We start from the raw sequence: 23,062 nt of genomic DNA, 5'->3' as shown, positions 1-23,062 counted from the left end.
ACAAATCATTGGACAGAGATGATAAGTACCGCTTATGATGCGCTTCATGCGCCAGCTTCCGCCGCTCTCTGCCGTTCGCGTATTCGAGGCTGCGGCACGGCATGAGAATTTCACAAGTGCTGCCAATGAGTTGGGCATGACTCAGGCCGCGGTCAGCTATCAGATCAAGCTGCTCGAGGAGCGGCTCGGCGTACCGCTGTTCCGGCGCGAGAAGAAACGGGTCGTGCTGACGGACGCCGGCCGCCGCGCGATCCCGCAGGTGACGCGCGCCTTCGACGCGCTCGACGCCGCCTTCGCTGGTATCCGTGCCGAGGACGAGGCGCTGCTGACGATCTCCACGTCCAATACTTTCGCCAACACCTGGCTGGCGTGGCGGCTCGGCGGCTTCCAGATGGCGCATCCCGACATGGCGGTGCGGCTGCTCACCAGCGATGCGCTGGTCGATTTTGCCGCCGACGAGACCGATGTCGCGATCCGCGCCGGCCGCGGCGGCTGGGAAGGACTGCACGAGGAGAAGCTGCTGCCGATCGACTTCACGCCGATGTGCAATCCTGATTTCCTTGCCAAGCACGGCGGCCGGATCGAGGCGCGCGACCTGTTGCGGCTCCCGCTGATCAGCCCGCACGATCCCTGGTGGCCCTATTGGCTACGTGAAGCCGGGGTGGAAGTGCCGGACAGTCTGCCGCGCCCCGGCGTCCGCCTCGATTCCCAGGCGCACGAAGGTCATGCCGCAATGGCGGGGCAGGGGGTAGCGATGCTGACACCCTTCTTCTGGCGGCATGACCTTGCCGAGGGGCGGCTGGTGCGATTGTTCGACCAGGTTTCGACGCGGGGTTATGCCTATTGGCTGGTTTTCCCGGAGCATCGTCGCAGCGTGCCCAAGATCAAGCGTTTCCGCGAATGGTTGATCCGCGAACTCGCCAATGCGAACCCGCCGACGACGGTGGTGGCACGCATCTAAAGCATGGCCCCGATCGTAATTGCCGAACCACGGCATGGCGGCACGTGGGGGAGCAGAGGATGGAAGCGAGCGTAAGGAAGCTCTTCGCGCGATACGAGAGCGCGTTCAATCGGGCCCTCGGCGGCGACATCGACATGGATGCGGTTGCGGCACTCTATGCGCGGGAGTTCGTAGCGGCCTCGCCCGCCGGAGTGATGGCCGGAAAGAATGACGACCGGCTCAAGGAGGTCATGGCGCAAGGCTATGCGCGCTATCGGGCGATCGGGACGAAGGATATGCGGATACGCAATGTCCGCGTCTCTCCGATGGACGGCCATCACTGCGTCGCCCATGTCGCCTGGACCGCCACCTATGCTCGCGAGGACCGGCCGGACGTCGCGATCGATTTCGATGTTCACTATTTCGTCCAGAAGCTGGACGGCGAGCCAAAGGTTTTCGGCTGGGTGTCGGGCGATGAACAGGCGCTTCTGAGGAAGCACGGCATCACCTGACGCCGGATGGCGGGCCTCACGCTGGAAGATATCAGCACAGCTTGCAATTTTGATGGGCGAGAGCGCGCCGGCGCTCTCGCCCTGGCGAGCATCCCGATCAACGTGCCGCTACAACCGGTCCCGAGCGCGCCGCGCTCGCGATCGCCTGGGCGCGCTGGCCGGCGACGGCAGCCGTAAGGACTCGATGGCAGCGTTTGACGATCGCCTTGCGCGCCAGCTCGGCGCTATCGTCGGCTGGGCACATCGCCTTGATCGCCCGTTTGATCCGACGGTCGAGCTCGGTAACGCCGGCGGGTGTGGCGAGATCGAGATCGCGATAGGCGACATGGGCATCGCGCTGCGCACCTTGCGCGACAGCGGGGAAGGGGGAGCTGGCGAGCACGAGCATCGCCGGCAGGATCAGTCTGAACATGGCGGTTTCCTTTGCTGAGCAGTGGCTGGACTGCGCCCCAGCATGTGCCCCATCGCCGCCGCGAGAACCAACAAAGCGTTGGACATGAAATACAAGTTGGTCTTATATCTTATGGATGCACAGCCTGCCGCCGCTCGCCGCCGTCCGCGTGTTCGAGGCGGCCGCGCGCCACGAGAACTTCAGCCGCGCCGCGGAGGAGCTGGGCATGACGCAGGCGGCGGTCAGCTATCAAATGAAGGTGCTCGAGGAGCGGTTGGGCGCGCCGCTCTTCACGCGTCGCGGGCGCGGCATGGCGCTGACCGACCTCGGCCGCCGGATCGCGCCGCAGGTGACAGGGGCCTTCACCGCGCTCGGCGAGGCGTTCGCGGTCGCGCGCGCGGAGAATGCGGCAGTGCTGTCGATCACCGCGCCGCGCACGATCGCGACCAACTGGCTGGCCGGCCGGCTCGGCAACTTTCAGCTGGAGCATCCCGATCTCGCGGTGCGGCTGCACATCTCGGACGAGCTGGTCGACCTGGCCGCGAGCGAGTTCGACGTCGCCATCCGCGGCGCTCCAACGCCCTGGTCCGGGCTGGCCTCGCATTTCCTGATGCGGATGCCGGTGACGCCGCTTGCCAGTCCCGCATTTCTCGAGCGGTACCGATTGGAACGGCCGGCGGACCTGTTCGAAGTGCCGCGCATCTCGCCCGAGGATGATTGGTGGGACTTATGGTTCGAGACACTGGAGGACGTGACGCTCGACAGCCGCACCCATTCCGGGGTCCGCTTCGGTTCGCAGGTGCTGGACGGCAGCGCTGCGATCGCCGGCCATGGCGTCGCGATTCTGAGCCCGCCCATGTTTCAGCAGGCGATCGACGCCGGACTGCTCGTCCAGCCGTTCGCCCATATCGCCAACTATCGCAACGGCTTTTGGCTGCTCTATCCCGAGGGCAAGCGCAATCTGACGAAGGTCCGCGCGTTTCGCGATTGGCTGCTCGATGCGGTACGAGAGGCGGCGGGCGACGATCCGATGGGCATCTTGGTCCCGCTCGACGCGCCGTGAGCTTTCCCGGGCTCGCCAGTGCGCGGGCGGGCTGCTAGTCGACTGCGATGGCCACCGATTTCCAGGACCCCTTCAATCAGATCGTCGATGCCCCCTTCGACAGCGCCCTGTCCGATCGCTACCTCGTCTACGCGCTGTCGACGATCACCGCGCGGTCGCTGCCGGATGTCCGCGACGGGCTGAAGCCGGTCCACCGCCGCCTGCTCTGGGCGATGCGGCTGCTGCGGCTCGACCCCGACGCCGGCTACAAGAAATGCGCGCGCGTCGTCGGCGACGTGATCGGCAAATACCACCCCCATGGTGAGGGTTCCGTCTACGACGCGATGGTCCGCCTCGCGCAGACCTTCGCCACCCGTTACCCGCTGGTCGACGGGCAGGGCAATTTCGGCAACATCGACGGCGATAACGCCGCTGCCTATCGCTACACCGAAGCCCGCCTGACCCAGGTCGCGATCGATCTGATGGACGGTCTCGACGAGGATGCGGTCGATTTCCGCCCGACCTACAACGGCGAGGAGCTGGAGCCGGAACTGTTCCCGGGTCTGTTCCCCAACCTGCTCGCCAACGGCGCGCAGGGCATCGCCGTCGGCATGGCGACCAGCATCCCGCCGCACAACGCCGCCGAGCTGATCGACGCAGCGGTCGCGCTGATCGACAACCGCCACGCCAACGTCCTGGACTATGTGAAGGGGCCGGACTTCCCGACCGGCGGCATCTGCGTCGACAGCCAAGCGGCGATCGCCGAGGCCTATGCCACCGGCCGCGGCAGCTTCCGCGTCCGCGCCCGCACCACGATCGAGCGCGAGAAGGGGGGCGGGTGGCAGCTCGTTGTCAGCGAGATCCCCTACGGCGTGCAGAAGGGCAAGCTGATCGAGGGCATCGCTGCGCTCATCAACGAGAAGAAGCTGCCGATCCTCGCCGACGTGCGCGACGAATCCGACGAGGCGGTGCGCATCGTCCTGGAGCCGCGCGCGCGCACTGTCGATCCGGATACGCTGGCGGAGAGCCTCTATCGTCTCTCCGACCTCGAGGTGCGCGTGCCGCTCAACCTCAACGTGCTGGACGCGCGCCGCACGCCGCGGGTGATGAGCCTGTCGGAGGCGTTGCAGAGCTGGGTCGAGCATTGCTTCATCGTGCTGCGCCGCCGCTCGGAGCATCGGCTCGGCAAGATCGCCGACCGGATCGAGCTGCTCGACGGCTACCTCATCGCCTATCTGAACCTCGATCGCGTGATCGAGATCATCCGCACCGAGGACGAGCCCAAGCCGGTGATGATCGCCGAGTTCGGCCTCACCGACCGCCAGGCGGAGGCGATCCTCAACATGCGCCTGCGCAGCCTGCGCCGCCTCGAGGAGATGCAGATTCGCGGCGAGCGAGATACACTCGACAAGGAACGGGGCGAGCTCGAGCTGCTGCTGTCGTCCGACGCCCGCCAGCGCACGCGCATGAAGCGCGACCTCGCCAAGCTCCGCGAGCGCTATAGCCCCGAGACCGCGCTCGGCGCGCGCCGCACCACGATCGAGGAAGCCGCGCCGGCGCGCGACATCCCGCTGGAGGCGATGATCGAGCGCGAGCCGATCACCGTGATCCTCTCCCAGCGCGGCTGGGTCCGCGCGATGAAGGGGCATGTCGAGCTCGCCTCGGCCGACGCGCTCAAGTTCCGCGAGGGCGATGGGCCGTTCCTCGCCTTTCATGCCCAGACCACGGACAAGCTGCTGCTCGCGGCCGACAGCGGGCGCTTCTATACGCTCGCTGCCGACAAGCTGCCCGGCGGGCGCGGGTTCGGCGAGCCGGTGCGGCTGATGATCGACCTCGACGGCGATGCGGGGATCGTCGCGCTGCTTCCCGCCACGCGCGCCGAGAAGCTGTTGGTCGCCGCGAGCGACGGACGCGGCTTCGTGGTGAAGGCGGCCGACACGATCGCTGAGACGCGCAAGGGCAAGACGGTGGTGACGCCCCGCGCCGGGGCCAAGCTCAAGGTGGTGCGCCCGGTCGGACCGGAAGACGACTATGTCGGCGTGGTCGGCGACAACCGCAAGCTGCTGGTGTTCCCGCTCGCCGAAGTGGCCGAGCTGGCGCGCGGGCAGGGGGTGCAGCTCCAGCGCTACCGCGACGGCGGTCTGTCGGACGTCACCACCTTCCGCTTCGCTGCCGGCCTCAGCTGGACGATGGGCGGCGATGGCGGGCGGACACGCACTGAAACCGATCTGACGCAATGGCGTGCGGCACGCGGCGCGGCGGGACGGATGCCGCCAACTGGCTTCCCCCGCGACAACCGCTTCTGATCTTTACGGAAATGACTTTCGTTTTCAGCCGCTTTTAACCAATCGCCCCTAACAGGGGGGCGCGATGATCTTTCGTAAGGCGCGCCCGATCACCACGCTCGCTCCGGCGCCGCTCGCGGTTGCCGACGATGTTCCGCAGGTCGGGCCGCGGACGAGCGCTGCGATCATCGACCTGATGCCCATTCCCGCCGCCGTGGTGGAGTGGGTCGATGGCGCCTTCGCCTTCGAGGCGGTCAATCGTGCCTTCCGCAGAGCCGGCCTCGGCGCGACGGCTGAGCAGTCGCCGGTGATCCGCCTGCTTGGGGCGCGAATCCTCCAGTTCCTCGAATCCGACGAGACGCATCTCGAATTCGCGTGGCAGTTCGGCGAGGCGATCGATGCGCGCTATTTCCGCGTGATGATCGCGCGCCGCGCGGCACTCCGTCACGTCAAGCGCTGCCTGGTGAGCCTCGTTGACCAGACCGGTGAGCAGCGCACCGAAACCAGCCTCCGGCGCGAGATGCTGTCGGACAGCCTCACCGGCCTGCCCAACCGCGGCGGCTTCGGCGACGAGCTCGAAAGCCGCATTACCGAGGAGACGCGCGCCGGACATGCGGTGATGATCGTCAATCTCGACCGCTTCAGCCGCGTCAACGCCTGCATGGGCAGCCTGGCTGGCGACGAGCTGCTGATCTCGGTCGCGCGGCGGATCAAGGGCGCGCTGCGGGGCAGCGACATGCTCGCGCGGATCGGCGGCGATGAGTTCGGCATCCTGATCGCGGTCGACGACGGAGCCCGCGATGCGCTCCAGGTCGCCGCCCGCATCCATGCCGCGCTGTCGGCGCCGTTCCGCCTCTCCGATTTCGAGATCCATATCGACTGTGCGATCGGCATCGCGCTCGGCCATGACGAGCTTGCCGAGTCGGAGGACCTGATCCGCCACGCCCAGTTCGCGGTGAAGCGCGCGAAGAAGACGGGACGCACCGAAATCTATCAGGATTCGGCGTTCGACATCGTCCGCACCCAGTTCAGCATCGAGACCGAACTGCGCCGCGCGGTCGAGAATGGGGAGCTTCGCCTGAGCTTCCAGCCGATCTGCGACCTGGCGAGCGGGCGGATCGTGTCGTTCGAATCGCTGGCGCGCTGGACATTGCGCGACGGAACCGAGGTGAAGCCGTCCGATTTCATTCCGGTCGCCGAGGAATCCGGCCTGATCGTGCCGCTCGGCCGCTGGGCGATGGGCGAGGCGGCCCGTACACTCGCCGAATGGGACCGCGCCGCCGGTGGTCATTGCCGGGTCAACGTTGCGGTCAACCTGTCGGCGATCCAGCTCCAGCGCGACCAGGTGGCGCCGATGGTGCAGGCGGCGCTCGACGGTCACGGCGTTGCGGGCGAGCGGATGACGCTCGAGCTCACCGAAAGCGCGATCGTCAGCGATCCCGACCGGATCGCCGCCACGATGCATGCGCTGAAGGGGCTCGGCACCACGCTAGCCATGGACGATTTCGGCACTGGCTATTCCAACCTCGCCTATCTCCAGAAGCTGCCGATCGACGTGCTCAAGATCGATCGCAGCTTCGTGACCGGGATGCTCGCCGATCGCGACAAGGTGGCGATCGTCCGCGCGATCCTGAGCCTCGCTCAGGCGCTCGGGATGCGCACGACGGCGGAGGGCATCGAGAGCAATGAACTCGCCCAGACGCTTGCCGCGCTCGGCTGCTGCTACGGCCAGGGCTATCTCTATTCGCGGCCGCTCGAGAAGGACGCGGCCTACGCGCTGCTCGCCGAGCGCAGCGCCTGAGCGACCGCTTCTTCGGCGATCACGTCGACCCGTGCCGCATCGGGGAAGTCCTCGGCGATCCAGCGGTTCTCGATCTCGCGCAGCACGCGGGCGACCTCCGGCCCGCGGCGCAGTCCGCGCGCGACCAGCGTTCCGCCGGTGATCGGCAGCGCCGGCGGGCTCCAGGCGGCGGCGGTGCACACCTCCTCGACCGGACGGTCCGACAGCAGCAGCCGGTCGACCGCCCCTTCGGTGCCGAGGCGGTAGGCGAGCTCATACACGCCGCGGTCGCCGGCCGGCTGCGCGGCAGAGACGATCCGCTTGCGCTCGGCATTGGAGAGCTTGAGCCGCGCCCCGACCTCCTCGACCGCGTCGGCGGGCAGCAGCGCGACCAGGCGGCGCAGGGGCGCGGGCGTGATGCCGGCGGCATCTTCGCGTGAGGCCAGTGCCTCCAGCCGGTCGGCCGAGACGATCTCCGGCAGCACCGGCTTCAATATGCCGCGATCCAGCATCAGCCGCACGACCCGCACCGCGTCGCGCGCAGCGAGCAGCTTGAGCAGCTCGTCGCGGATGCGTTCGCGCGACAGCGCCATCAGGTCGTTAGCGCGCGCGGCGCAGGCCTCCAGCCCGGCCGCATCGGGCGCATTGCCGAAGCGGGCGAGGAAGCGGAAGAAGCGCAGGATGCGCAGGTGATCCTCGGCGATCCGCTGGAGCGGATCGCCGATGAAGCGGATGCGGCGCGCCGCCAGATCGGCGAGCCCGCCGAAATAGTCGAACACCTCACCGGTCGCGGGATCGGCGTAGAGCGCGTTGATGGTGAAGTCCCGCCGCGCCGCGTCCTCGCGCCAATCGCCGGTAAAGGCGACGGTCGCGCGGCGCCCGTCGGTCGACACGTCGCGGCGCAGCGTCGTCACCTCGACCGGGCCGCTCTCGATGATTGCGGTGACGGTGCCGTGATCGATGCCGGTCGGCACCGCCTTGATCCCGGCGCGGCGGAGAAGGTCGATCACCGTCGCCGGCGCATGACGAGTAGCGACGTCGAGGTCTGCGACAGGGATATCGAGCAGCGCATCGCGCACCGCGCCGCCGACGAACCGCGCCATGCCTTCATTGGCGCCGAGCACCTCGGCGAGGCGGTCGAGCCCGGCGCGATGGCGCCATTCCGCATCCGGCAGCGTCACCATGCCAACCGCCGCGACAAATTGACCAGCATCGCCGCGGTCGCGCCCCAGATGCGGCGGCCGTTCCAGTCGATCTGATAATAATGCCGCTCGCGCCCCTGCCAGACCTGGCTGGTCTCGCGCTGGTTGGCGGGATCGAGCAGGAAGGCGAGGGGGACCTCGAACACGTCGGCGACCTCCGCCTCGGCGGCGACGAGCGGCAGGTCCGGCGCGACGACGCCGAGCACGGGCGTCACCTCATAGCCGGTGACGGTGCGGTAGCGGTCGACCGGGCCGATCACCGTCACCGCCTCCGGAGGCATTGCGATCTCCTCCTCCGCCTCGCGCAGCGCGGCGGCGACCGGGCCGTCGTCGCCGGGATCGATCCGGCCGCCGGGGAAGGCGACCTGGCCGGCGTGGCGGCGCAGCGTCTCGGTGCGCTGGGTAAGGATCACGCCCGGCTCCGGCCGGTCGGTGACCGCGATCAGCACTGCCGCCTCGGCATGACGCGGTGCCTGGTCGAGCTCCAGCCCCCCCAGATCGCCGGTCAGCAGCTCGGGCATCATGCGGTTGCCCGCCTCCAGCGCGGCCGTCAGCCGCTCGACCAAGGTCATGCCGGCTCCAGCGGGAAGAAGGCGCCGTCGCTCCACAGGCCGGGCGGATCGTCGTCCCCGGCCAGTGCGATCTCCGCCAGCTCGTAATAGACCGGCCGCGCCACCAGCGCCTCAAGCCCGCCGCGGACGTGGAGATAGGGGCGGGGGCCGTCGTCATGTGCTTCAAAGCGCAACGGATGCTCGGGACCGGCGGCGACGAGCTCGTCCGTGTTGAGGCGGAAGGCGAGGCGCATGTCGCGCCCGCGTCCCTCGGCCTTCAGCTCGACCGCGACGAACGGCGCATCCTCGACTGCGATGTCGAGCTTCTCGACCGGTGTCACCAGCACATAGCCGCCATCCGGCTCGCACCTGAGGATAGTCGAGAACAGCCGCACCATCGCCGCTCGCCCGATCGGCGAGCCTTGGTGATACCAGGTGCCGTCACGCGCGATCCGCATCTCGCTGTCGCCGCAATGGCCGGGATTCCACTGCTCGACCGGCGGCAGCTTCCGTCGCGCGGCGAGGTCGGCGATCTCGGCGAGGCTCAGCGAAGCGAGGTCGGGCGGCGGCTCCATCGGCATCGCGGCAGCGTTAGCAGGAGCGCGGCGCCGGTAAACCCTCAGACGACTACCGGCAGCCGCGGTTCGATCATCCCGGCGCAGTCGGGGATAGGGCCGCGCGCGAGCAGGCGGCGGGGCTCCCATGGGCCGGGCAGGCGCCAGCGGCCGGTGCGTTCGGCGGAAAAGCCGAAGAAGCGCGCATAATATTCGGGGTCGCCGACCAACATCAGCTTGTCCCAGCCCTCGCCGCTGCCGGCATCGGCTGCGGTAAGGGCGTGGCGGGTGATGCGCTGGCCGAGCCCGCCGCCCTGGATCGTCGGTTCCACCGCGATCGGGCCGACCATCACCATCGCCACGCGCGGGCCGTCGTCGCAGGCCAAAGCCACCGGCCAGCATTGGATGCTGGCAACAAAGGCGTCCGCCTCGTCCAGCATCGCGAAGCTCAGCTCGGGAATCACCTCCAGTCCCTCGCGCACGCGATAGGCCGTCTTCGCGCGGCGATTGGGCCCGAAGGCGCGGTCGAGCAGCGCTTCGATGGCGTCGGGCGCAATGGTCGAGAGCGGGATGATGGTCATGAAGGGCGCGCGCATTAGCGCCATCGGACGGCAGCGCAAGGCTTTCGTGCGCGCGCCGATCTGCTATCGGCGCATCACCCATGAACGACAGCCTCACTCTTCAGGTGCACGATCTCGAGGTCCAGGTGCTGACCGGCATCTATTCCGAAGAGACTCACCTGCCGCAGCCGCTCCGCATCTCGCTCGATGTGGAGATCGATTGTCCGCCTCATTTCGCGCCGGACACGCCGCTGTCGGCGTCGAAAAGCTATATCGACCTGCGCGACGCGGCGACACGCGCGCTGCCCGAGGGGGTGCACTTCAAGCTGATCGAGGGCGTCGCCGACCATATCGTCGAGACCCTGTTCCTGCAGGACAGGCGCGTGCGGCGGGTCGAGGTGAAAATCATCAAGCTGGCGATCGCCGAGCGCGGCGAATCGATCGGCATCACGCTGGTGAGGCATCGGCGCTGATGCGCCCGCTCGCGCTCGTCACCGGAAGCTGCCGGCGGCTGGGCGCGCACATCGCCGCGCGGTTGGCGGATGCGGGATACGACCTCGCGCTCCACGCCGGCCATGATCCCGAGCCCGAGCCATGGCTGGAGGAGCGGCTCGCGGGCGTCGATCACCACATCTTCGCCGCCGACCTTACCGATTCGCGCGCTGTCGAGGCGCTGCCGGAGGACGTAGCGCGCCATTTCCGACGTCCGGCCGACCTGCTCGTCAATAGCGCCTCGCGTTTCGAGGCGGTGGGGGAGGGGAGCGGCGGCTACGATGATCTCCTCGACCACCTGCGCGTCAATCTCGCCGCTCCCTATGCTCTCGCGCACGGGGTGGCCAGGCTCGGCGGGCGCGTCGTGGTCAACATCCTCGACCAGCGAATCGCCCAACCTCCCGTCGACCAACTCACCTATACATTGTCCAAGCAGGCGCTGGCTGAAGCGACTCGCACGCTGGCGGCGGCGCTGGCCCCGCGCGTCCGGGTCAACGGCGTCGCACCGGGGCTGACCATTCCGACTCCGGAATATGATGCAGCCCAGCTCGACCGGCTCGCCGCGATGATGCCGCTCGCCCATCTGCCCGCGCCCGAAGCGGTGGCAGACGCCGTCGCTTGGCTGGCGGCCGCGGATTCAGTGACCGGCCAGGTGATCTTCGTCGATGCCGGCGCCCACCTCAGGAGCTGGGGGCGCGACTTTGTCCACCTCGGCCGCTGACAGTCAGCGGCCGCAGGGCCCCAGCGCCTTCAGCACGAAGTCATAATCCTCACGCGCCGCCGCCGCGTCGGCTTCCTCCATCGAGGCCAGCGCCCGGTCGGGCAGCGTCGGCGGCAGGCCGCAGGCGAGTCGATACCATAGTAGCGTGTCCTTGGCGGGCGGGCCCGCGGCTTCGTCGACGATCTCCGACAGTGCCACGGCCCAGCGCGGCTGCTCACCGGGCCGGCGCAGCACGTTGAGCGACACCGGCCGTCCGTTGGGCGTGAGCAGGAAGATCTGCGTCTCGCCCTCGCCGGGCAGCGTGCCGGGAACATGGAAGGCATTGCCGACGCCGGTGATCACCGGCGGCGCATCCGGAGCGACAAGGTCCTTCACGATACGGCGGACGAGCGCGTCGAGCGCAGGAGTCCACGGCTGCTGGGCGTCCGGATCGGTCAGCTGGATCTCGCCGGGCCGATTCGGGACCGGCCGGGCGAACAGCAGCACGCGCAGCTTCTTGAGCTTGGGCGGCTTGCCGCGCGAATCGGTCGGAACATCGGCCAGGTAGGAAATGCGCGTCGGTATCGCCGACGGGGCGCGAATCAGGGACTGGACATCGGCTTGTACATAATATCTGATCCGTCCTGCTTCGGTATTGGCCGCGGCGGCGTCCTTCAACCGGATCGCGTCGCGAACGACCGCATCGATCACGATCGGCGAGGCCGTCAGGCGGTCGGCGATGGCGGCATAGGACGGCGCAGCTTGCCCCGTTTCTGCCACGATCTGTGCGGTTTGCGCCGGATATGGGGCAAATGTGGCGAAGAGGGCGAGGGCCGCGGGAATCGCGGAAGACAGGCACTTCATGGCATTACGGGTTACGCGAAGGTGCAGCTTTGATACAGAAATAATTCTGTCGCGAGGCGCTGGTAAGTTTATTGCGCTCGACAAAGCGTTTGCGTCATCCCGAGGCCCACGATAGAGACTCGGCCGCTGCCGCAGGGATACAACAGTCAAGGCAGAAGGTGGGCAACGACATAAGGACCATGTCGGGTTCACCATTGTCAGTCATGAGGGAGTTTCGTTGCTGAATGGCTTACGCTGACCGGAATATGAGCGGCAGCCGTGTGGTAGCGCTGATCATCGTCGCGCTGATTCACGTTGCGCTCGGATATGCCTTCGTGACGGGCCTCGCCTACCAGTACATCAAGAAGGCTCAGGAAAATCTGAAGACCTTCGAGGTAGAGGAACCGCCACCCCCGCCCGAAGAGGTGCCGCCGCCGCCGCCGCCGCCGGATCAGCCGATGCAGCCGCCGCCGGTCGTGACGCCGCCGCCGATCGTGCAGACCAACACGCCGCCGCCGGTGACGATCACCGCGGTGACGACGCCGCCGCCGACCTATACGCCGGCGCCGATCGCTGCACCACCGGCACCGCCCGCACCGCCGCCGCCGCCGCCGCCGAAGCTCGCCGCCAAGGCGACGCCGAGGGGCAATCCCGGCTCGTGGTTCTCGAACGACGATTATCCTGCGGGCGCGCGTCGTGCGGGTGCCGAGGGGCGCGTCACGGTTTCACTGACCATCGGTACCGATGGCAAGGTCACCGACTGCCGTGTGACTTCGTCGAGCGGCAATTCCGAGCTCGACGCCACCACCTGCAGTCTCGCCAAGCGGCGCGGCCGCTACAAGCCGGCGCAGGATGATGCGGGCAACCCGATCGTCTCAACCGCCACCATCCCGGGCGTGCGCTGGCAGCTCGAGGAATAACTAACCATCGGCGTCGCCGGGCCCCGCCCGGGACGCCGAGCTTTTGTTGAAATCAAATCGTCAGAGGAAAGACCGACCAATGCTGACCACCATCCTCGCCGCAGGTGCGGCCCCGGCTCACGGCGGCGAAAACCCGTACGGCCTGATCCCTGCGCTCCAGCAGGGCGGCATCATCGCGCAGACCGTCTTCGGCATCCTGGTGCTGATGTCGATCGTCAGCTTTTACATCATGTTCACCAAGCTGTTCGAGCAGCAGAAGATCATCAACCAGGCGAAGCGCGTCCGCCAAAGCTTCTGGTCGAACAACTCGCTGCGTGAAGGCGCGGCGAAGCTCGAGAAGAACTCGGCCTATCGCCAGATCGTCGACGACGGCCTGGCCGCGCAGGACCAGCACGGCCGCCTGACCGATCCGGTCGAGGCGCACGACTGGCTGCACGGCTCGCTCGCCCGTTCGGAAGCGGCGATCAACTCGAAGCTGAACACCGGCCTCGCATTCCTCGCGACGGTGGGCGCGACCGCGCCGTTCATCGGTCTGTTCGGTACCGTCATCGGCATCTACCGCGCGCTGATCAAGATCGGCGCGGCGGGCCAGGCGTCGATCGACGCGGTCGCCGGTCCGGTCGGTGAGGCGCTGATCATGACCGCGCTCGGTCTCGCGGTCGCGGTGCCGGCGGTGCTTGCCTACAACTGGCTGCAGCGCCGCAACAAGAGCATCTCGGAGGACCTGTCGGCCTTCTCGAACGACGTGCTCGGCTTCCTCGCCTCGAACGGCGCGGTGCGTCCGGCCACGGCGGCGGCGAAGGCGGCTCCGGCCAAGGCCGCTGCTCCGGCGGCCAAGCCGGCGGCGACCACCGGCACGACGGGCCAGACCCGCGCGTAAGGGACTATCGGGGCCGCGGTTCGCCGCGGCCCCATCGATTGACCGGCGTCGATCAACGCGCCGGATGTGAATTTGAGGATAGGATTAGCTCGCTATGGCGATGAGCGTAGGGGGTAGCAGCGACGAAACCCCGATGTCGGACATCAACACCACGCCGCTCGTCGACGTGATGCTGGTGCTCCTGATCATCTTCCTGATCGCGGTTCCGGTCGTGATCCAGACGGTCAAAGTTGAGCTGCCCAAGGTGCCGTTCGAACCCACCACCACCAAGCCCGAGAACGTCTCGCTCTCGGTCAAGGGCGGTCCGGATGGGTGCGACGTCTATTGGAACATGACCAAGGTCAATCACGAGGAGCTGCTCGAGCGTGGCGTCGCCAAGCTCAAGGGCGTGGTCGACAAGCTCGGCGCGAACCTGAAGCCGGATGACATCCCCGAGGTGCACATCCGCGGTGACGTCAACACGCCGTATCGCTGCATCGGCGGCACGGTCTACACGATGCAGATGGCGGGCTTCGCCAAGGTCGGCTTCATCTCCGAGCCGCCGGCCGGCTCGGTCCAGACGCTCGACCGCTGACGCGACGGCACGGCCAAGGAGTAGTTTGAAATGGCAATGAGTGGTGGCCGCGACGACGGCGAGCCGATGATGGAGATGAACACGACGCCGTTGATCGACGTCATGCTCGTGCTCCTCATCATGTTCATCATCACCATCCCGGTGCAGACGCACGCGGTGAAGGTCGATCTGCCGCAGAACTCGAACGCGCCCAAGCCGCCGATCGAGCCGGACAAGAACAAGGTGTCGATCGATCCGACCGGCAACGTGTTCTGGAACGGCACGCCGATCGACGACGTGACGCTGGCGCAGTATCTCGAGCGCACCACGGCGATGAGCCCGGAGCCCGAGCTGCATTTCCAGCCCGATGCCCAGGCGCGGTACGAGAAGGTTGATCAGGTGTTGGCGATCATCAAGCGCGCCAACGTCACCAAGCTCGGCTTCGTCGGCAACGAGCAGTATCGCGGCGACTTCTGACGATCGTGGCCCGCTTCGCGTGGGCAGCTGAGACAGATGATGGTCTCATAAAGGGCGGCTTCGGCCGCCCTTTTCTTTTGACGTCACAGCTCCTTCATCGTATTGAAACATGAGTGTCATAAAACTGACACCGAAACGTAACGATGAGAGGAGCCTTCATGATGAACAAGGTTGTTGCAACCATCCTTGTCGCGTCGCTGGCGGCCGCGGCTCAGGCGGCGCCGGCGCAGACCCGCACCGATCCTTTGGCCGCGCAGGCGATCGAGCGCGGCGACTATGCCAAAGCCGAGCGCCGGCTGATCGCCGAGCGCCGCATCTTCCCCAACCGACCCGAGATTCTGCTCAACCTCGCCGCGGTCTACGCACAGACCGACCGCGCGAATGAGGCGCGCTCGCTCTACCAGCAGGTGCTGGCCAACGAGGACGTGCTGATGGACCTTTCTGCTGAGCGGACTGCCAGCGCCCATGCGATCGCCGAAACCGGCCTGCGTCAACTGGACGTCCGGACGCACATCGCAAGGAACTGAGATCGCCGGCCACGCAGGCAAGAGATTGCCGGCATCGGCTCAATCGTGACGCCCGCGCTGGAAAGCGCGGGCGTCTGCATTCCTCTCCTGGTGTGGACTGAAACCTCGGCGTTCCCCCCGAAGCGAGTTTCTGACGCGCTGTCGGAACTGGAGGAATTGAGGGGCCAGCTGCAGGGCGACGCCTGAGAAGGATCCTCGACGCATTTCTGCTATTGCGGAATATACAAGCGCTTTTATATCCTTTGCCATGTCGAGCCGGGCCGCCACCCTCGGAACCCTGCTGCGCCGCCTGATTGAGGAGCTCGACGGCGCCGTGGAGCAATCCTATGTCGATGCCGGCCTGGACTATCGGCCGCGCTACACGCCCGTCGTCCGCGCGCTGATCCGACATGGGCCGGCGACGATCCGGGCTCTGTCCGAGCACGCCTGTGTCACCCATTCGGCTGCCGGACAGACGGTGAATCAGATGGCGGAACGCGGGCTGGTCACGTTGAGGGCCGGCGACGACGCGCGCGAACGTATCGTCGCGCTTACCCCGCTTGCTGAGCGCATCGTTCCGCAGCTCGAGCAGATCTGGACCACGACGGAGGCGGCGGCGCGGACGCTGGACCAGGAATTGGGCCTTTCACTCCCGGACGTCCTGGCAAGAACGCTCGACCTGCTGGAACGAAGGCCATTCGCCGAACGGCTCAAGGCCGCGGCCGTCGAACCTGTTTCCCATGGTTGAAAGGCAACGCCCGCATGTACCCCGGTTCTGCTATGGCCTTCGCGATCCTTGCCGCTTTCGTTCCAGCATCTGTTTCCGCTCAGCGCGCCGCGCCTGTAGCGGTGGCACGCGGCGACGCTGTGGTTGCACTGACCGCCGAGCAACGGACAGCGGCGATCGCCGAGATCGCGAAGATAATCCGCAACCGCTATGTCTTTCCCGATCGTGTGCCGACGATCGTCGCGCGTCTCGACGAGGGACTGGCATCGGGACGCTACAATGTCGGCGATCCGTCGATTTTCGCCGAACGCGTGACCGCCGATCTGCGCGAAGCCAGCGGTGATCGGCACATGTATCTGAATTTCGCCCCCGCCCAATATGCGGCAGCCGGCAAGCCCGCCAACGACGGCAAGGACAGTCCCGAGCTCGAGGCGCTTTGGGCCCGCGAGGCACGGCGCGACTACCACGGCCTCACGGAGATGAAGATTCTGCCTGGAAACATCCGCTATCTGCGGATCGCCGGCTTCCAATGGGTCAATGACGAGAGCGGCGCCGCCTATGACGGCGCGATGCGGTTCCTGCGCGGCGGCGATGCGGTGATCATCGACCTGCGCGGCAACGGCGGTGGGTCGCATGCGGCGGTGCGCTATCTGCTCAGCCATTTCATGGATGGCGATACGCTCGACATCACCTTCCTCCAGGCGGGTCAGGAACCGATCCAGTCCCGGACGCTCGAATATCTGCCGGCCGGCCGGCTCAAGGGGAAGCCGCTCTACGTGCTGATCGACGGCCGCGTCGGTTCCGGAGCGGAAGCCTTCGCCTACGACGTGCAGCAGTTCCGGCTCGGCACGCTGATCGGCGCGACCACCGCCGGCGCGGCGAACAACAACGGCTTCTCGCCGATCGCGCCGGGATTCATGCTGAGCTGCTCGTTCGGCCGTCCCGTCCATCCCGTATCCAAATCGAGCTGGGAAGGTACGGGCGTACCGCCTGACGTCGCGGTCGATCCCGAGCAGGCGCCCGATGTCGCGCAATCGTTGGCGCTGGCGGTGCTCGCCAAGCGCACGGATGCCGATCCGGCCGACCGCGCCGACTGGGAATGGGCGCGCGTCGGCATCGAGGCGCGCCTGCATCCCGTGACGATCCCGGCCGCGAAGCTGTGGGCGATGGCCGGACTGTATGGCGACCGGCGTGTGACGTGGCAGGATGGGGCGCTCAACTTCGTACGGCGCGATGGCAAGGCCGCCCAGCTGATCCCTTTGACTGCAGACGGCCTGTTCGCCGTCGAGGGATTCGACGACCGCCTGCGCCTACGGCTGACCGGCGACGTCATGGAACAATATTTGATCGATCAGCCCGCGCCGATCCGGTTGGAACGGCGATAGCCCCGTCTACAGCCGCGGCAGCGTCACTCCGCGCTGACCCATATATTTGCCGGCGCGGTCGGCATAGCTGGTCTCGCAGGGCTGGTCGCCCTTGAGGAACAGGAACTGGCAGGCGCCTTCGTTGGCATAGATCTTGGCCGGGAGCGGTGTGGTGTTCGAGAATTCGAGCGTGACATGCCCTTCCCATTCGGGCTCGAGCGGGGTCACGTTCACGATGATGCCGCAGCGGGCATAGGTCGACTTGCCGAGGCAGATCACCAGCACGTCGCGCGGCACCCGGAAATATTCGACGGTGCGGGCGAGGGCGAAGCTGTTGGGCGGGATGATGCAGACGTCGGTCTGGCGGTCGACGAAGCTGTTGGCGGCGAAATCCTTGGGATCGACCGTCGCCGAATCGACGTTGGTGAAGATCTTGAACTCGTCCGCCACGCGCGCGTCATAGCCGTAGGAGGAGAGGCCGTAGCTGATGCAGCCTTCGCGCCGCTGCGCCTCCACGAACGGTTCGATCATGCCGTGATTGAGGGCCTGCTCGCGAATCCAGCGGTCGGATAGGATGGACATCCGGCACGTCTAGGCGAACAGTCGAAGGGCGGGCAAGCAGAACGCGGTGATTGTCCGGCGCGTCAGACGAAACCCAGGTCCTTGGGCCCGAAGGCGAGGGGCAGAAGCTCCGAAAGCCGGTAGGTGGCGATGCCGTCGCCTTCCGCGCCCGCGCAGAAGACGGGGATGTCGCGCCCGCTCAGCTGAGCCGCTTCGTTGATGACCTGACGGCAGCGGCCGCAGGGGCTGACCGGCGAGGAGTCGGCATGACCAATGCGGCCTCCGATCACGCCGATCGCGACCACGTCGCGCAGCCTGCCGAGGCTGTTCACCGTCGCCAGCGCCACCGTCTCGGCACAGAGCGACAGGCCGTAGCTCGCATTCTCGAAATTGGCGCCCGTCACCACCGATCCGTCGACGAGCAGCACCGCGGCGCCCACGGCGAAGCGGGAATAGGGTGCATGGGCGTTCCGCGCAGCCTCGCGGGCGGCGGCGATCAGGGCGGGAGCGTCGATCTTGGTCATCAGCCGCGGATATGGAGCACGCAGATCAGCGTGAACAGCCGTCTTGCGGTGTCGAAGTCGACCTCGATCTTGCCCTCCAGCCGCTCCATCAGCAGTTCGGCGGCCTGGTTGTGGATGCCGCGCCGAGCCATGTCGATCGTCTCGATTTGCGCCGGGCTCGCGTTGCGGATCGCGTCGTAATAGCTGTCGCAGATCGCGAAATAGTCCTTGATCGGCCGGCGGAAGCGGCCGAGCGCGAGCACCAGCGTCTCCAGATGGCTGCCGTCCTCGCGATGGATCGCGATCGCGAGCCGGCCCTCCTCGACGCTGAGCTTGATGCGGTAGGGCCCGGCATAGCCGTCGGGGGGCTTGCGCTGGGGCGCGAAATGATTCTCCTCGAGCAGGTCGAAGATCGCGATCCGCCGCTCCTGCTCGACGTCGGCCGAGCGCCAGAGGATGGTGCGCTCGTCTAGCTCGACGCCGATGATGCGGGGGTCCGCCATGCTGGCGGATTAGGAGGGTTGGGACCCCGATAGCAATATTTCCGGCATGAGCTGCGGTTCGTGGCCGGACGGTGCCGACGTGACGGCAAGGTGACGCCACCGTAACCAAACCGTCGCTGCACTGCCGCAAACTCGTAACCTGCCGCGCCTAGCCGCCCAGCCATGCCGCATCCGACGGCAAGGGATTGGGGGTTCAGCACCGTGGTAAATCGTACTTTCGTCAAATCGTTGCTCATCGTTCTTGCTGCCACGTGCAGCACCGCAGCCATGGCCCAGACCTCCATCGCCGACACCGAGTCGCAGAACGAGAGCGGCGAAGACATCGTCGTCACCGGCCGCGCCGGCGCGGGCGAGCGGACCAAGCTCGAGACCAGCTATGCGATCACTACGCTGAGCAACGACGCGTTGCGCTCGCGTGCGGCGTCGAGCGTGACCGAGACGCTGAAGTCGGTCCCCGGTTTCTGGGTCGAGGCGTCGGGCGGTGAGGGCAGTGGCAACGTCCGCGCGCGCGGCATTCCCGTCGACGGCTTCGGCTCGATCAACCTGCTCGAGGACGGGCTGCCGGTGCAGCATGATCCGGCGCTCGGCTATCTCAACGCCGACCAGGCGTTCCGCAGCGACGAATCGATCGACCGTATCGAGGTGGTGCGCGGCGGCCCGTCGTCGGTCTTCTACTCCAACGCACCGGGTGGCGTGGTCAACTACATCACGCGGCGGCCGGGCGACGAGCTGTCCGGCCATGCCCGCGTGCTCTACGGCCCGACCGCCGATCTCTATCGCTTCGACGGCTGGGTCGGCGCGCCGCTCGGCAACGGCTGGACCTTCGACGTCGGCGGCTTCTACCGCAACGAGCAGGGCGTGCGCGATCCGGGCTATACCGGCAACAAGGGCGGGCAGATCCGCGCCGATCTCGCCAAGAATTTCGACGGCGGGCGCATCGCGGTCAGCTACAAGCATCTTTCCGACAATGCGATCTTCTACACCGGCATCCCGCTGACCAAGGACGCCGACGGCGACATCGTCGGCATAGCCGGCTTCGACCCGCATTATGACACCACCGCCAGCCGCGCGACCGCGTTCATGACGCTGAAGAGCGCCAACGGGCCGGTGTTCTTCAACAATACCGACGGTTCGCGGATCCGGCTCGACCAATATTCGGCGCTGGGCGAATGGGAGTTTGCCGACGGCTGGAAGATCACCAACAACGCCCGCTACCGCGATTCGAACACGGTGCGGAATGGCGTCTATCCGGCCTCGGTCGCGACGGCGACGAACTATCTCGCCAGCTATCTCGGCAACGCCACCAACCAGAGGGCGCTCGCCGCCGCCTTCCCGACGATGGCCACGCTTCAGCTCCGGTATACGGACACCGGCCAGGTGTTCGACATCGCCAACCAGAACGGCAATGGCGACGTGTTCGTCAATGCCGCCCGGCCGGTAACCGTCGACGAGAGCGAATTCCTCGATGACCTGCGCCTGACGCACGAGTTCCAGATGGGCTCGATGACGCACAATGTCGCGCTCGGCGTCTATTATGCGCACATCGACGAGACGTTCAAACGCTACTCCGCCGTGACGCTGCAGGACGTGTCGGGTAATTCGCGCCTGCTTGATCTCGTCGCGCTCGATGCGAGCGGCAACGTGCTCGGCACCGCGACGCAGAACGGCGTCCTCACCTATGGATCGGAGTTCGCCAACGGTTCCGGATCGCAGGACACCTTCGCCATCTACGGCTCGGACGAGTGGCAGGTGACTTCGGCGCTGCGCATCGACGGCGGCATCCGCTGGGAGAAGGTGAACACCAAGGGTTCGCAGGAGGGCCAGAAAGCGGTCAACCTGGGCGATCCGACCACCTTCGCCGACGACGCGGTGCTGACCGGCAACGGCATCTTCACGCCGTTCGACCGCAGCTTCGACCGCGTCGGCTGGACGCTCGGCGCTGATTACCAATTCAGCCGCACCGCCGGGGTGTTCGCCCGCTACACCTCCACCTTCCGCCTGCCCAGCGTGGGCAGCTTCATCACCAACGCGAGCGCAATGCCGGTGACACAAGGCATCAAGATGTGGGAGGCGGGGATCAAATATGCGACGCCGCTGCTCAGCGTCTATGCGACGGGCTTCCTCACCGATTTCGACTCCTACTCGATCGGCAACACTTTCCTCGATCCCACGACGCTGAAGTTCGTCACGCAGACCATCTATACCGATACCCGTTCCTACGGCGTCGAGTTCGAGGGCACGGTGCGGCCGGTCAAGTGGTTCGACTTCACGCTCAACGCGACCTGGCAGGACCCGACCTTCCGCAACCTGCGCTTCGGCGAGTTGGGCACCGATAAGGACGGCAAGCCGATCGTCACCGACCGCGACTATTCGGGCAACCAGCTGCTGCGCGTGCCGCGGCTCGCGCTGAGGGCGACGCCGGCGGTGACGCTGTGGGGCGACCGCATCCGCGCGCAGCTCGATGTCGAGCATTATACCAAGCGTTATGCCGACGCCGCCAACACCTCGAAGCTGCCGGCCTATACCGTGCTCAACGCCAGCATCCGCTTCAACGTGACGCCGCAGATCTCGCTATGGGCCTATGGCGACAACCTCACCAACGCGCTCGGCCTCACCGAGGGCAATCCGCGCGCCGGCGAGTTGACCAGCGGCCAGGCCAACGACCTCCTGTTCATCGGCCGGCCGATCGTGGGACGGAACTTCCGCTTCGCAGTGGATTTCGCCTTCTGATGCGGACGATGCTCGCGCTGCTCCTCGCGCTTGCCGCGGCACTGCCCGCGGCGGCCGAGGAGGCGCCCAAGGCCGACGTCCACGTCACCGGCATTGTCACTGGCGAGGATGCGCAGCATTACAAGGAGGTGCCGTTCGACGTTCCCGCGGGCGTCGAGCGGATCACAGTCACGCTCGCCTACGACAAGTCGAACAAGACGGTGATCGACCTCGGCGTGCTCGGTCCCGAGGGCTTCCGCGGCTGGAGCGGCGGCCGGCGCGACCGCTTCACGATCAGCGCGAGCGACGCGACGCCCGGCTACCTCCCGGGCCCGGTGACGCCGGGCCGCTGGCGCGTGCTGATGGGTGTCCCCAATGCGCGCCAGGGAAGCAGCAGCGCTTATACCGTCGACATTTTCTTCAACCGCAAGGGCGCTGCCAACGCCACCGCAGCGATCGCCGATCCGCCGATCCGGGCGGGGGAGGGCTGGTACCGCGGCGACCTCCACATGCACGACGCCAACAGCGACGGAAGCTGCACCAGTCAGACCGGCAAGCGCGTGCCATGCCCGCTCTACCGCACCGTCGAGGCGGCAGCGGCGGCGGGGCTCGATTTCATCGCCGTCACCGACCACAACACCGTCTCGCATTTCGACGGTCTCCGCGAGCTCCAGCCCTGGTTCGACAAGCTGCTGCTGATCCCGGGAGTCGAGATCACCACCTTCCGCGGCCATGCCAACATCTTCGGGCCGTCGCGCTTCGTCGACTTCCGCGTCGGCACGCCGGCGGTGCCCGATGCTCGCGCGCTGGAGCGGTCGGTCGCGGCCGCCGGCGCGATCATGTCGATCAACCATCCCGCGCTGCCGACCGGCGAGGCCTGCATGGGCTGCGGCTGGACCTGGGATACCGACTGGTCGGGCATCACCGCGATCGAGGCGATCAATGCCGATACCGCGACGGGGCCGCTGGCCGGGACCGGCTTCTGGTATGCGCGGCTCAACGAGGGTCATCGCCTGACCGGCATCGGCGGCAGCGACAACCACGATGCCGACGCGCCGCCGGAGCGGACGCGGATCGGCCGCCCGACCACGGTGGTGCATGCCCGCGAGCTCTCGCTCCGCGGCATCCAGGACGGCATCCGCGCCGGCAATGTCTTCATCGACGTCGAGGGCACGCGCGACCGGCTGCTGGAGGTCGAGGCCAGCACGGGCAGCCAGCGCGCTGTGATGGGCGGCGAGCTGAAGCCAACGGGGACGGTGACCCTCGCAGTCCACGTTGTCGGCACGCAGGGCGGCGCGATCGAGCTCATCACCAACGGCACACCCGTCCAGAGCGCCCGCATGCCGGTGACGAGCGCCGACCAGCACACTATGCTGATGCTCGGCCCGGCACAGCCATGCGGCTGGGTGAGTGTCAACGTGGTGCTGCCCTCGGGCAAGCCGGCCCTGATCGGCAATCCGATCTACCTGCGCTGCCCGGCTTGACCCGGAGGAGCGCTTTGCCTAGT

The 23,062-nt window shown here is 67.0% G+C and carries 25 protein-coding genes; 16 read left to right on the top strand and 9 right to left on the bottom strand.

Going from position 1 to position 23,062, the window contains the following annotated elements:
* Window positions 1–34: 34 nt before the first annotated feature.
* On the top strand, window positions 35–961 hold the full coding sequence (gene gcvA / locus AC2YHA_RS07365) for a transcriptional regulator GcvA (protein WP_487400969.1): 927 nt from the start codon (window positions 35–37) through the stop codon (window positions 959–961).
* 59 nt (window positions 962–1,020) lie between these two features.
* Window positions 1,021–1,452 (top strand): DUF6841 family protein, encoded by a 432-nt coding sequence (locus tag AC2YHA_RS07360; protein WP_487400968.1) that lies wholly within the window; start codon window positions 1,021–1,023, stop codon window positions 1,450–1,452.
* A 97-nt stretch (window positions 1,453–1,549) separates the two neighbouring features.
* On the opposite strand, the gene AC2YHA_RS07355 is transcribed toward AC2YHA_RS07360, so the two are convergent.
* Entirely contained in the window at window positions 1,550–1,864 is a 315-nt protein-coding gene (locus tag AC2YHA_RS07355) for a UrcA family protein (protein ID WP_233786206.1), read from the bottom strand.
* A gap of 115 nt (window positions 1,865–1,979) precedes the next feature.
* On the opposite strand from AC2YHA_RS07355, the gene AC2YHA_RS07350 reads away from it, so the two are divergent.
* From AC2YHA_RS07350 to AC2YHA_RS07340, 3 genes are all read left to right on the top strand, one after another.
* On the top strand, window positions 1,980–2,906 hold the full coding sequence (locus AC2YHA_RS07350) for a LysR substrate-binding domain-containing protein (RefSeq protein WP_487400967.1): 927 nt from the start codon (window positions 1,980–1,982) through the stop codon (window positions 2,904–2,906).
* Window positions 2,907–2,953: 47 nt separating this feature from the next.
* A complete protein-coding gene (gene parC / locus AC2YHA_RS07345; protein ID WP_233786210.1) occupies window positions 2,954–5,191 on the top strand; it encodes a DNA topoisomerase IV subunit A in 2,238 nt (745 codons plus the stop codon).
* A 64-nt stretch (window positions 5,192–5,255) separates the two neighbouring features.
* Window positions 5,256–6,971: a putative bifunctional diguanylate cyclase/phosphodiesterase gene (locus tag AC2YHA_RS07340; protein ID WP_406694091.1), complete on the top strand. Its 1,716-nt coding sequence runs from the start codon at window positions 5,256–5,258 to the stop codon at window positions 6,969–6,971.
* Here the strand turns inward: AC2YHA_RS07340 and AC2YHA_RS07335 are convergent.
* Genes AC2YHA_RS07335 through AC2YHA_RS07320 form a run of 4 tightly spaced genes read right to left on the bottom strand, consistent with a single transcriptional unit; the run spans window position 6,941 to window position 9,838 of the window.
* A complete protein-coding gene (locus AC2YHA_RS07335) occupies window positions 6,941–8,134 on the bottom strand; it encodes a CCA tRNA nucleotidyltransferase (protein WP_487400966.1) in 1,194 nt (397 codons plus the stop codon). The genes AC2YHA_RS07340 and AC2YHA_RS07335 overlap by 31 nt on opposite strands.
* A complete protein-coding gene (locus tag AC2YHA_RS07330) occupies window positions 8,128–8,724 on the bottom strand; it encodes a CoA pyrophosphatase (protein WP_487400965.1) in 597 nt (198 codons plus the stop codon). The genes AC2YHA_RS07335 and AC2YHA_RS07330 overlap by 7 nt, the downstream gene beginning before the upstream one ends.
* The gene (locus AC2YHA_RS07325; protein WP_487400964.1) at window positions 8,721–9,284 is read right to left on the bottom strand and encodes a DUF1285 domain-containing protein; all 564 of its coding nucleotides are present in this window, start codon (window positions 9,282–9,284) and stop codon (window positions 8,721–8,723) included. The genes AC2YHA_RS07330 and AC2YHA_RS07325 overlap by 4 nt, the downstream gene beginning before the upstream one ends.
* Before the next feature lie 38 nt (window positions 9,285–9,322).
* Window positions 9,323–9,838 (bottom strand): GNAT family N-acetyltransferase, encoded by a 516-nt coding sequence (locus AC2YHA_RS07320; protein ID WP_487400963.1) that lies wholly within the window; start codon window positions 9,836–9,838, stop codon window positions 9,323–9,325.
* An 80-nt stretch (window positions 9,839–9,918) separates the two neighbouring features.
* Between AC2YHA_RS07320 and AC2YHA_RS07315 the strand changes: the two genes are divergently transcribed.
* On the top strand, window positions 9,919–10,290 hold the full coding sequence (locus tag AC2YHA_RS07315; protein WP_487400962.1) for a dihydroneopterin aldolase: 372 nt from the start codon (window positions 9,919–9,921) through the stop codon (window positions 10,288–10,290).
* On the top strand, window positions 10,290–11,030 hold the full coding sequence (locus AC2YHA_RS07310; RefSeq protein ID WP_487400961.1) for an SDR family oxidoreductase: 741 nt from the start codon (window positions 10,290–10,292) through the stop codon (window positions 11,028–11,030). The genes AC2YHA_RS07315 and AC2YHA_RS07310 overlap by 1 nt, the downstream gene beginning before the upstream one ends.
* Window positions 11,031–11,033: 3 nt before the next feature.
* Here the strand turns inward: AC2YHA_RS07310 and AC2YHA_RS07305 are convergent, their stop codons facing one another.
* On the bottom strand, window positions 11,034–11,873 hold the full coding sequence (locus AC2YHA_RS07305; RefSeq protein WP_406694094.1) for a hypothetical protein: 840 nt from the start codon (window positions 11,871–11,873) through the stop codon (window positions 11,034–11,036).
* A gap of 224 nt (window positions 11,874–12,097) precedes the next feature.
* Between AC2YHA_RS07305 and AC2YHA_RS07300 the strand changes: the two genes are divergently transcribed.
* From AC2YHA_RS07300 to AC2YHA_RS07270, 7 genes are all read left to right on the top strand, one after another.
* Window positions 12,098–12,772 (top strand): energy transducer TonB, encoded by a 675-nt coding sequence (locus AC2YHA_RS07300; protein WP_233786222.1) that lies wholly within the window; start codon window positions 12,098–12,100, stop codon window positions 12,770–12,772.
* Between the two features lie 79 nt (window positions 12,773–12,851).
* Window positions 12,852–13,652, top strand: coding sequence for a MotA/TolQ/ExbB proton channel family protein (locus AC2YHA_RS07295; protein WP_487400960.1), 801 nt, complete (start codon window positions 12,852–12,854; stop codon window positions 13,650–13,652).
* Window positions 13,653–13,746: 94 nt separating this feature from the next.
* Window positions 13,747–14,226, top strand: coding sequence for an ExbD/TolR family protein (locus AC2YHA_RS07290; RefSeq protein WP_487400959.1), 480 nt, complete (start codon window positions 13,747–13,749; stop codon window positions 14,224–14,226).
* Window positions 14,227–14,256: 30 nt separating this feature from the next.
* The gene (locus tag AC2YHA_RS07285) at window positions 14,257–14,682 is read left to right on the top strand and encodes an ExbD/TolR family protein (RefSeq protein ID WP_487400958.1); all 426 of its coding nucleotides are present in this window, start codon (window positions 14,257–14,259) and stop codon (window positions 14,680–14,682) included.
* Window positions 14,683–14,840: 158 nt separating this feature from the next.
* The gene (locus AC2YHA_RS07280; protein ID WP_487400957.1) at window positions 14,841–15,209 is read left to right on the top strand and encodes a tetratricopeptide repeat protein; all 369 of its coding nucleotides are present in this window, start codon (window positions 14,841–14,843) and stop codon (window positions 15,207–15,209) included.
* A 247-nt stretch (window positions 15,210–15,456) separates the two neighbouring features.
* On the top strand, window positions 15,457–15,936 hold the full coding sequence (locus tag AC2YHA_RS07275; protein ID WP_487400956.1) for a MarR family winged helix-turn-helix transcriptional regulator: 480 nt from the start codon (window positions 15,457–15,459) through the stop codon (window positions 15,934–15,936).
* 14 nt (window positions 15,937–15,950) lie between these two features.
* On the top strand, window positions 15,951–17,300 hold the full coding sequence (locus AC2YHA_RS07270; protein WP_487400955.1) for a S41 family peptidase: 1,350 nt from the start codon (window positions 15,951–15,953) through the stop codon (window positions 17,298–17,300).
* A 6-nt stretch (window positions 17,301–17,306) separates the two neighbouring features.
* On the opposite strand, the gene dcd is transcribed toward AC2YHA_RS07270, so the two are convergent.
* From dcd to AC2YHA_RS07255, 3 genes are all read right to left on the bottom strand, one after another.
* Window positions 17,307–17,861 carry a dCTP deaminase gene (dcd, locus tag AC2YHA_RS07265; RefSeq protein WP_233786229.1) on the bottom strand — a complete coding sequence of 185 codons (555 nt, stop codon included), beginning with the start codon at window positions 17,859–17,861 and terminating at the stop codon, window positions 17,307–17,309.
* A 62-nt stretch (window positions 17,862–17,923) separates the two neighbouring features.
* Window positions 17,924–18,364, bottom strand: coding sequence for a cytidine deaminase (locus tag AC2YHA_RS07260; protein WP_487400954.1), 441 nt, complete (start codon window positions 18,362–18,364; stop codon window positions 17,924–17,926).
* Entirely contained in the window at window positions 18,364–18,846 is a 483-nt protein-coding gene (locus AC2YHA_RS07255) for a UPF0262 family protein (protein WP_487400953.1), read from the bottom strand. Before AC2YHA_RS07255 ends, AC2YHA_RS07260 begins: the two co-directional genes overlap by 1 nt.
* A 267-nt stretch (window positions 18,847–19,113) precedes the next feature.
* Between AC2YHA_RS07255 and AC2YHA_RS07250 the strand changes: the two genes are divergently transcribed.
* Window positions 19,114–21,576, top strand: coding sequence for a TonB-dependent receptor (locus AC2YHA_RS07250; protein ID WP_487400952.1), 2,463 nt, complete (start codon window positions 19,114–19,116; stop codon window positions 21,574–21,576).
* Window positions 21,576–23,039, top strand: a complete 1,464-nt coding sequence (locus tag AC2YHA_RS07245) for a CehA/McbA family metallohydrolase (RefSeq protein WP_487400951.1) — start codon at window positions 21,576–21,578, stop codon at window positions 23,037–23,039. Before AC2YHA_RS07250 ends, AC2YHA_RS07245 begins: the two co-directional genes overlap by 1 nt.
* Window positions 23,040–23,062: the final 23 nt, after the last annotated feature.

This window comes from Sphingomonas sp. SRI_018, assembly GCF_057586275.1.
The sequence above is the reverse complement of the archived record's forward strand: the minus strand, read 5'-3'. Positions and strand labels throughout refer to the sequence as shown.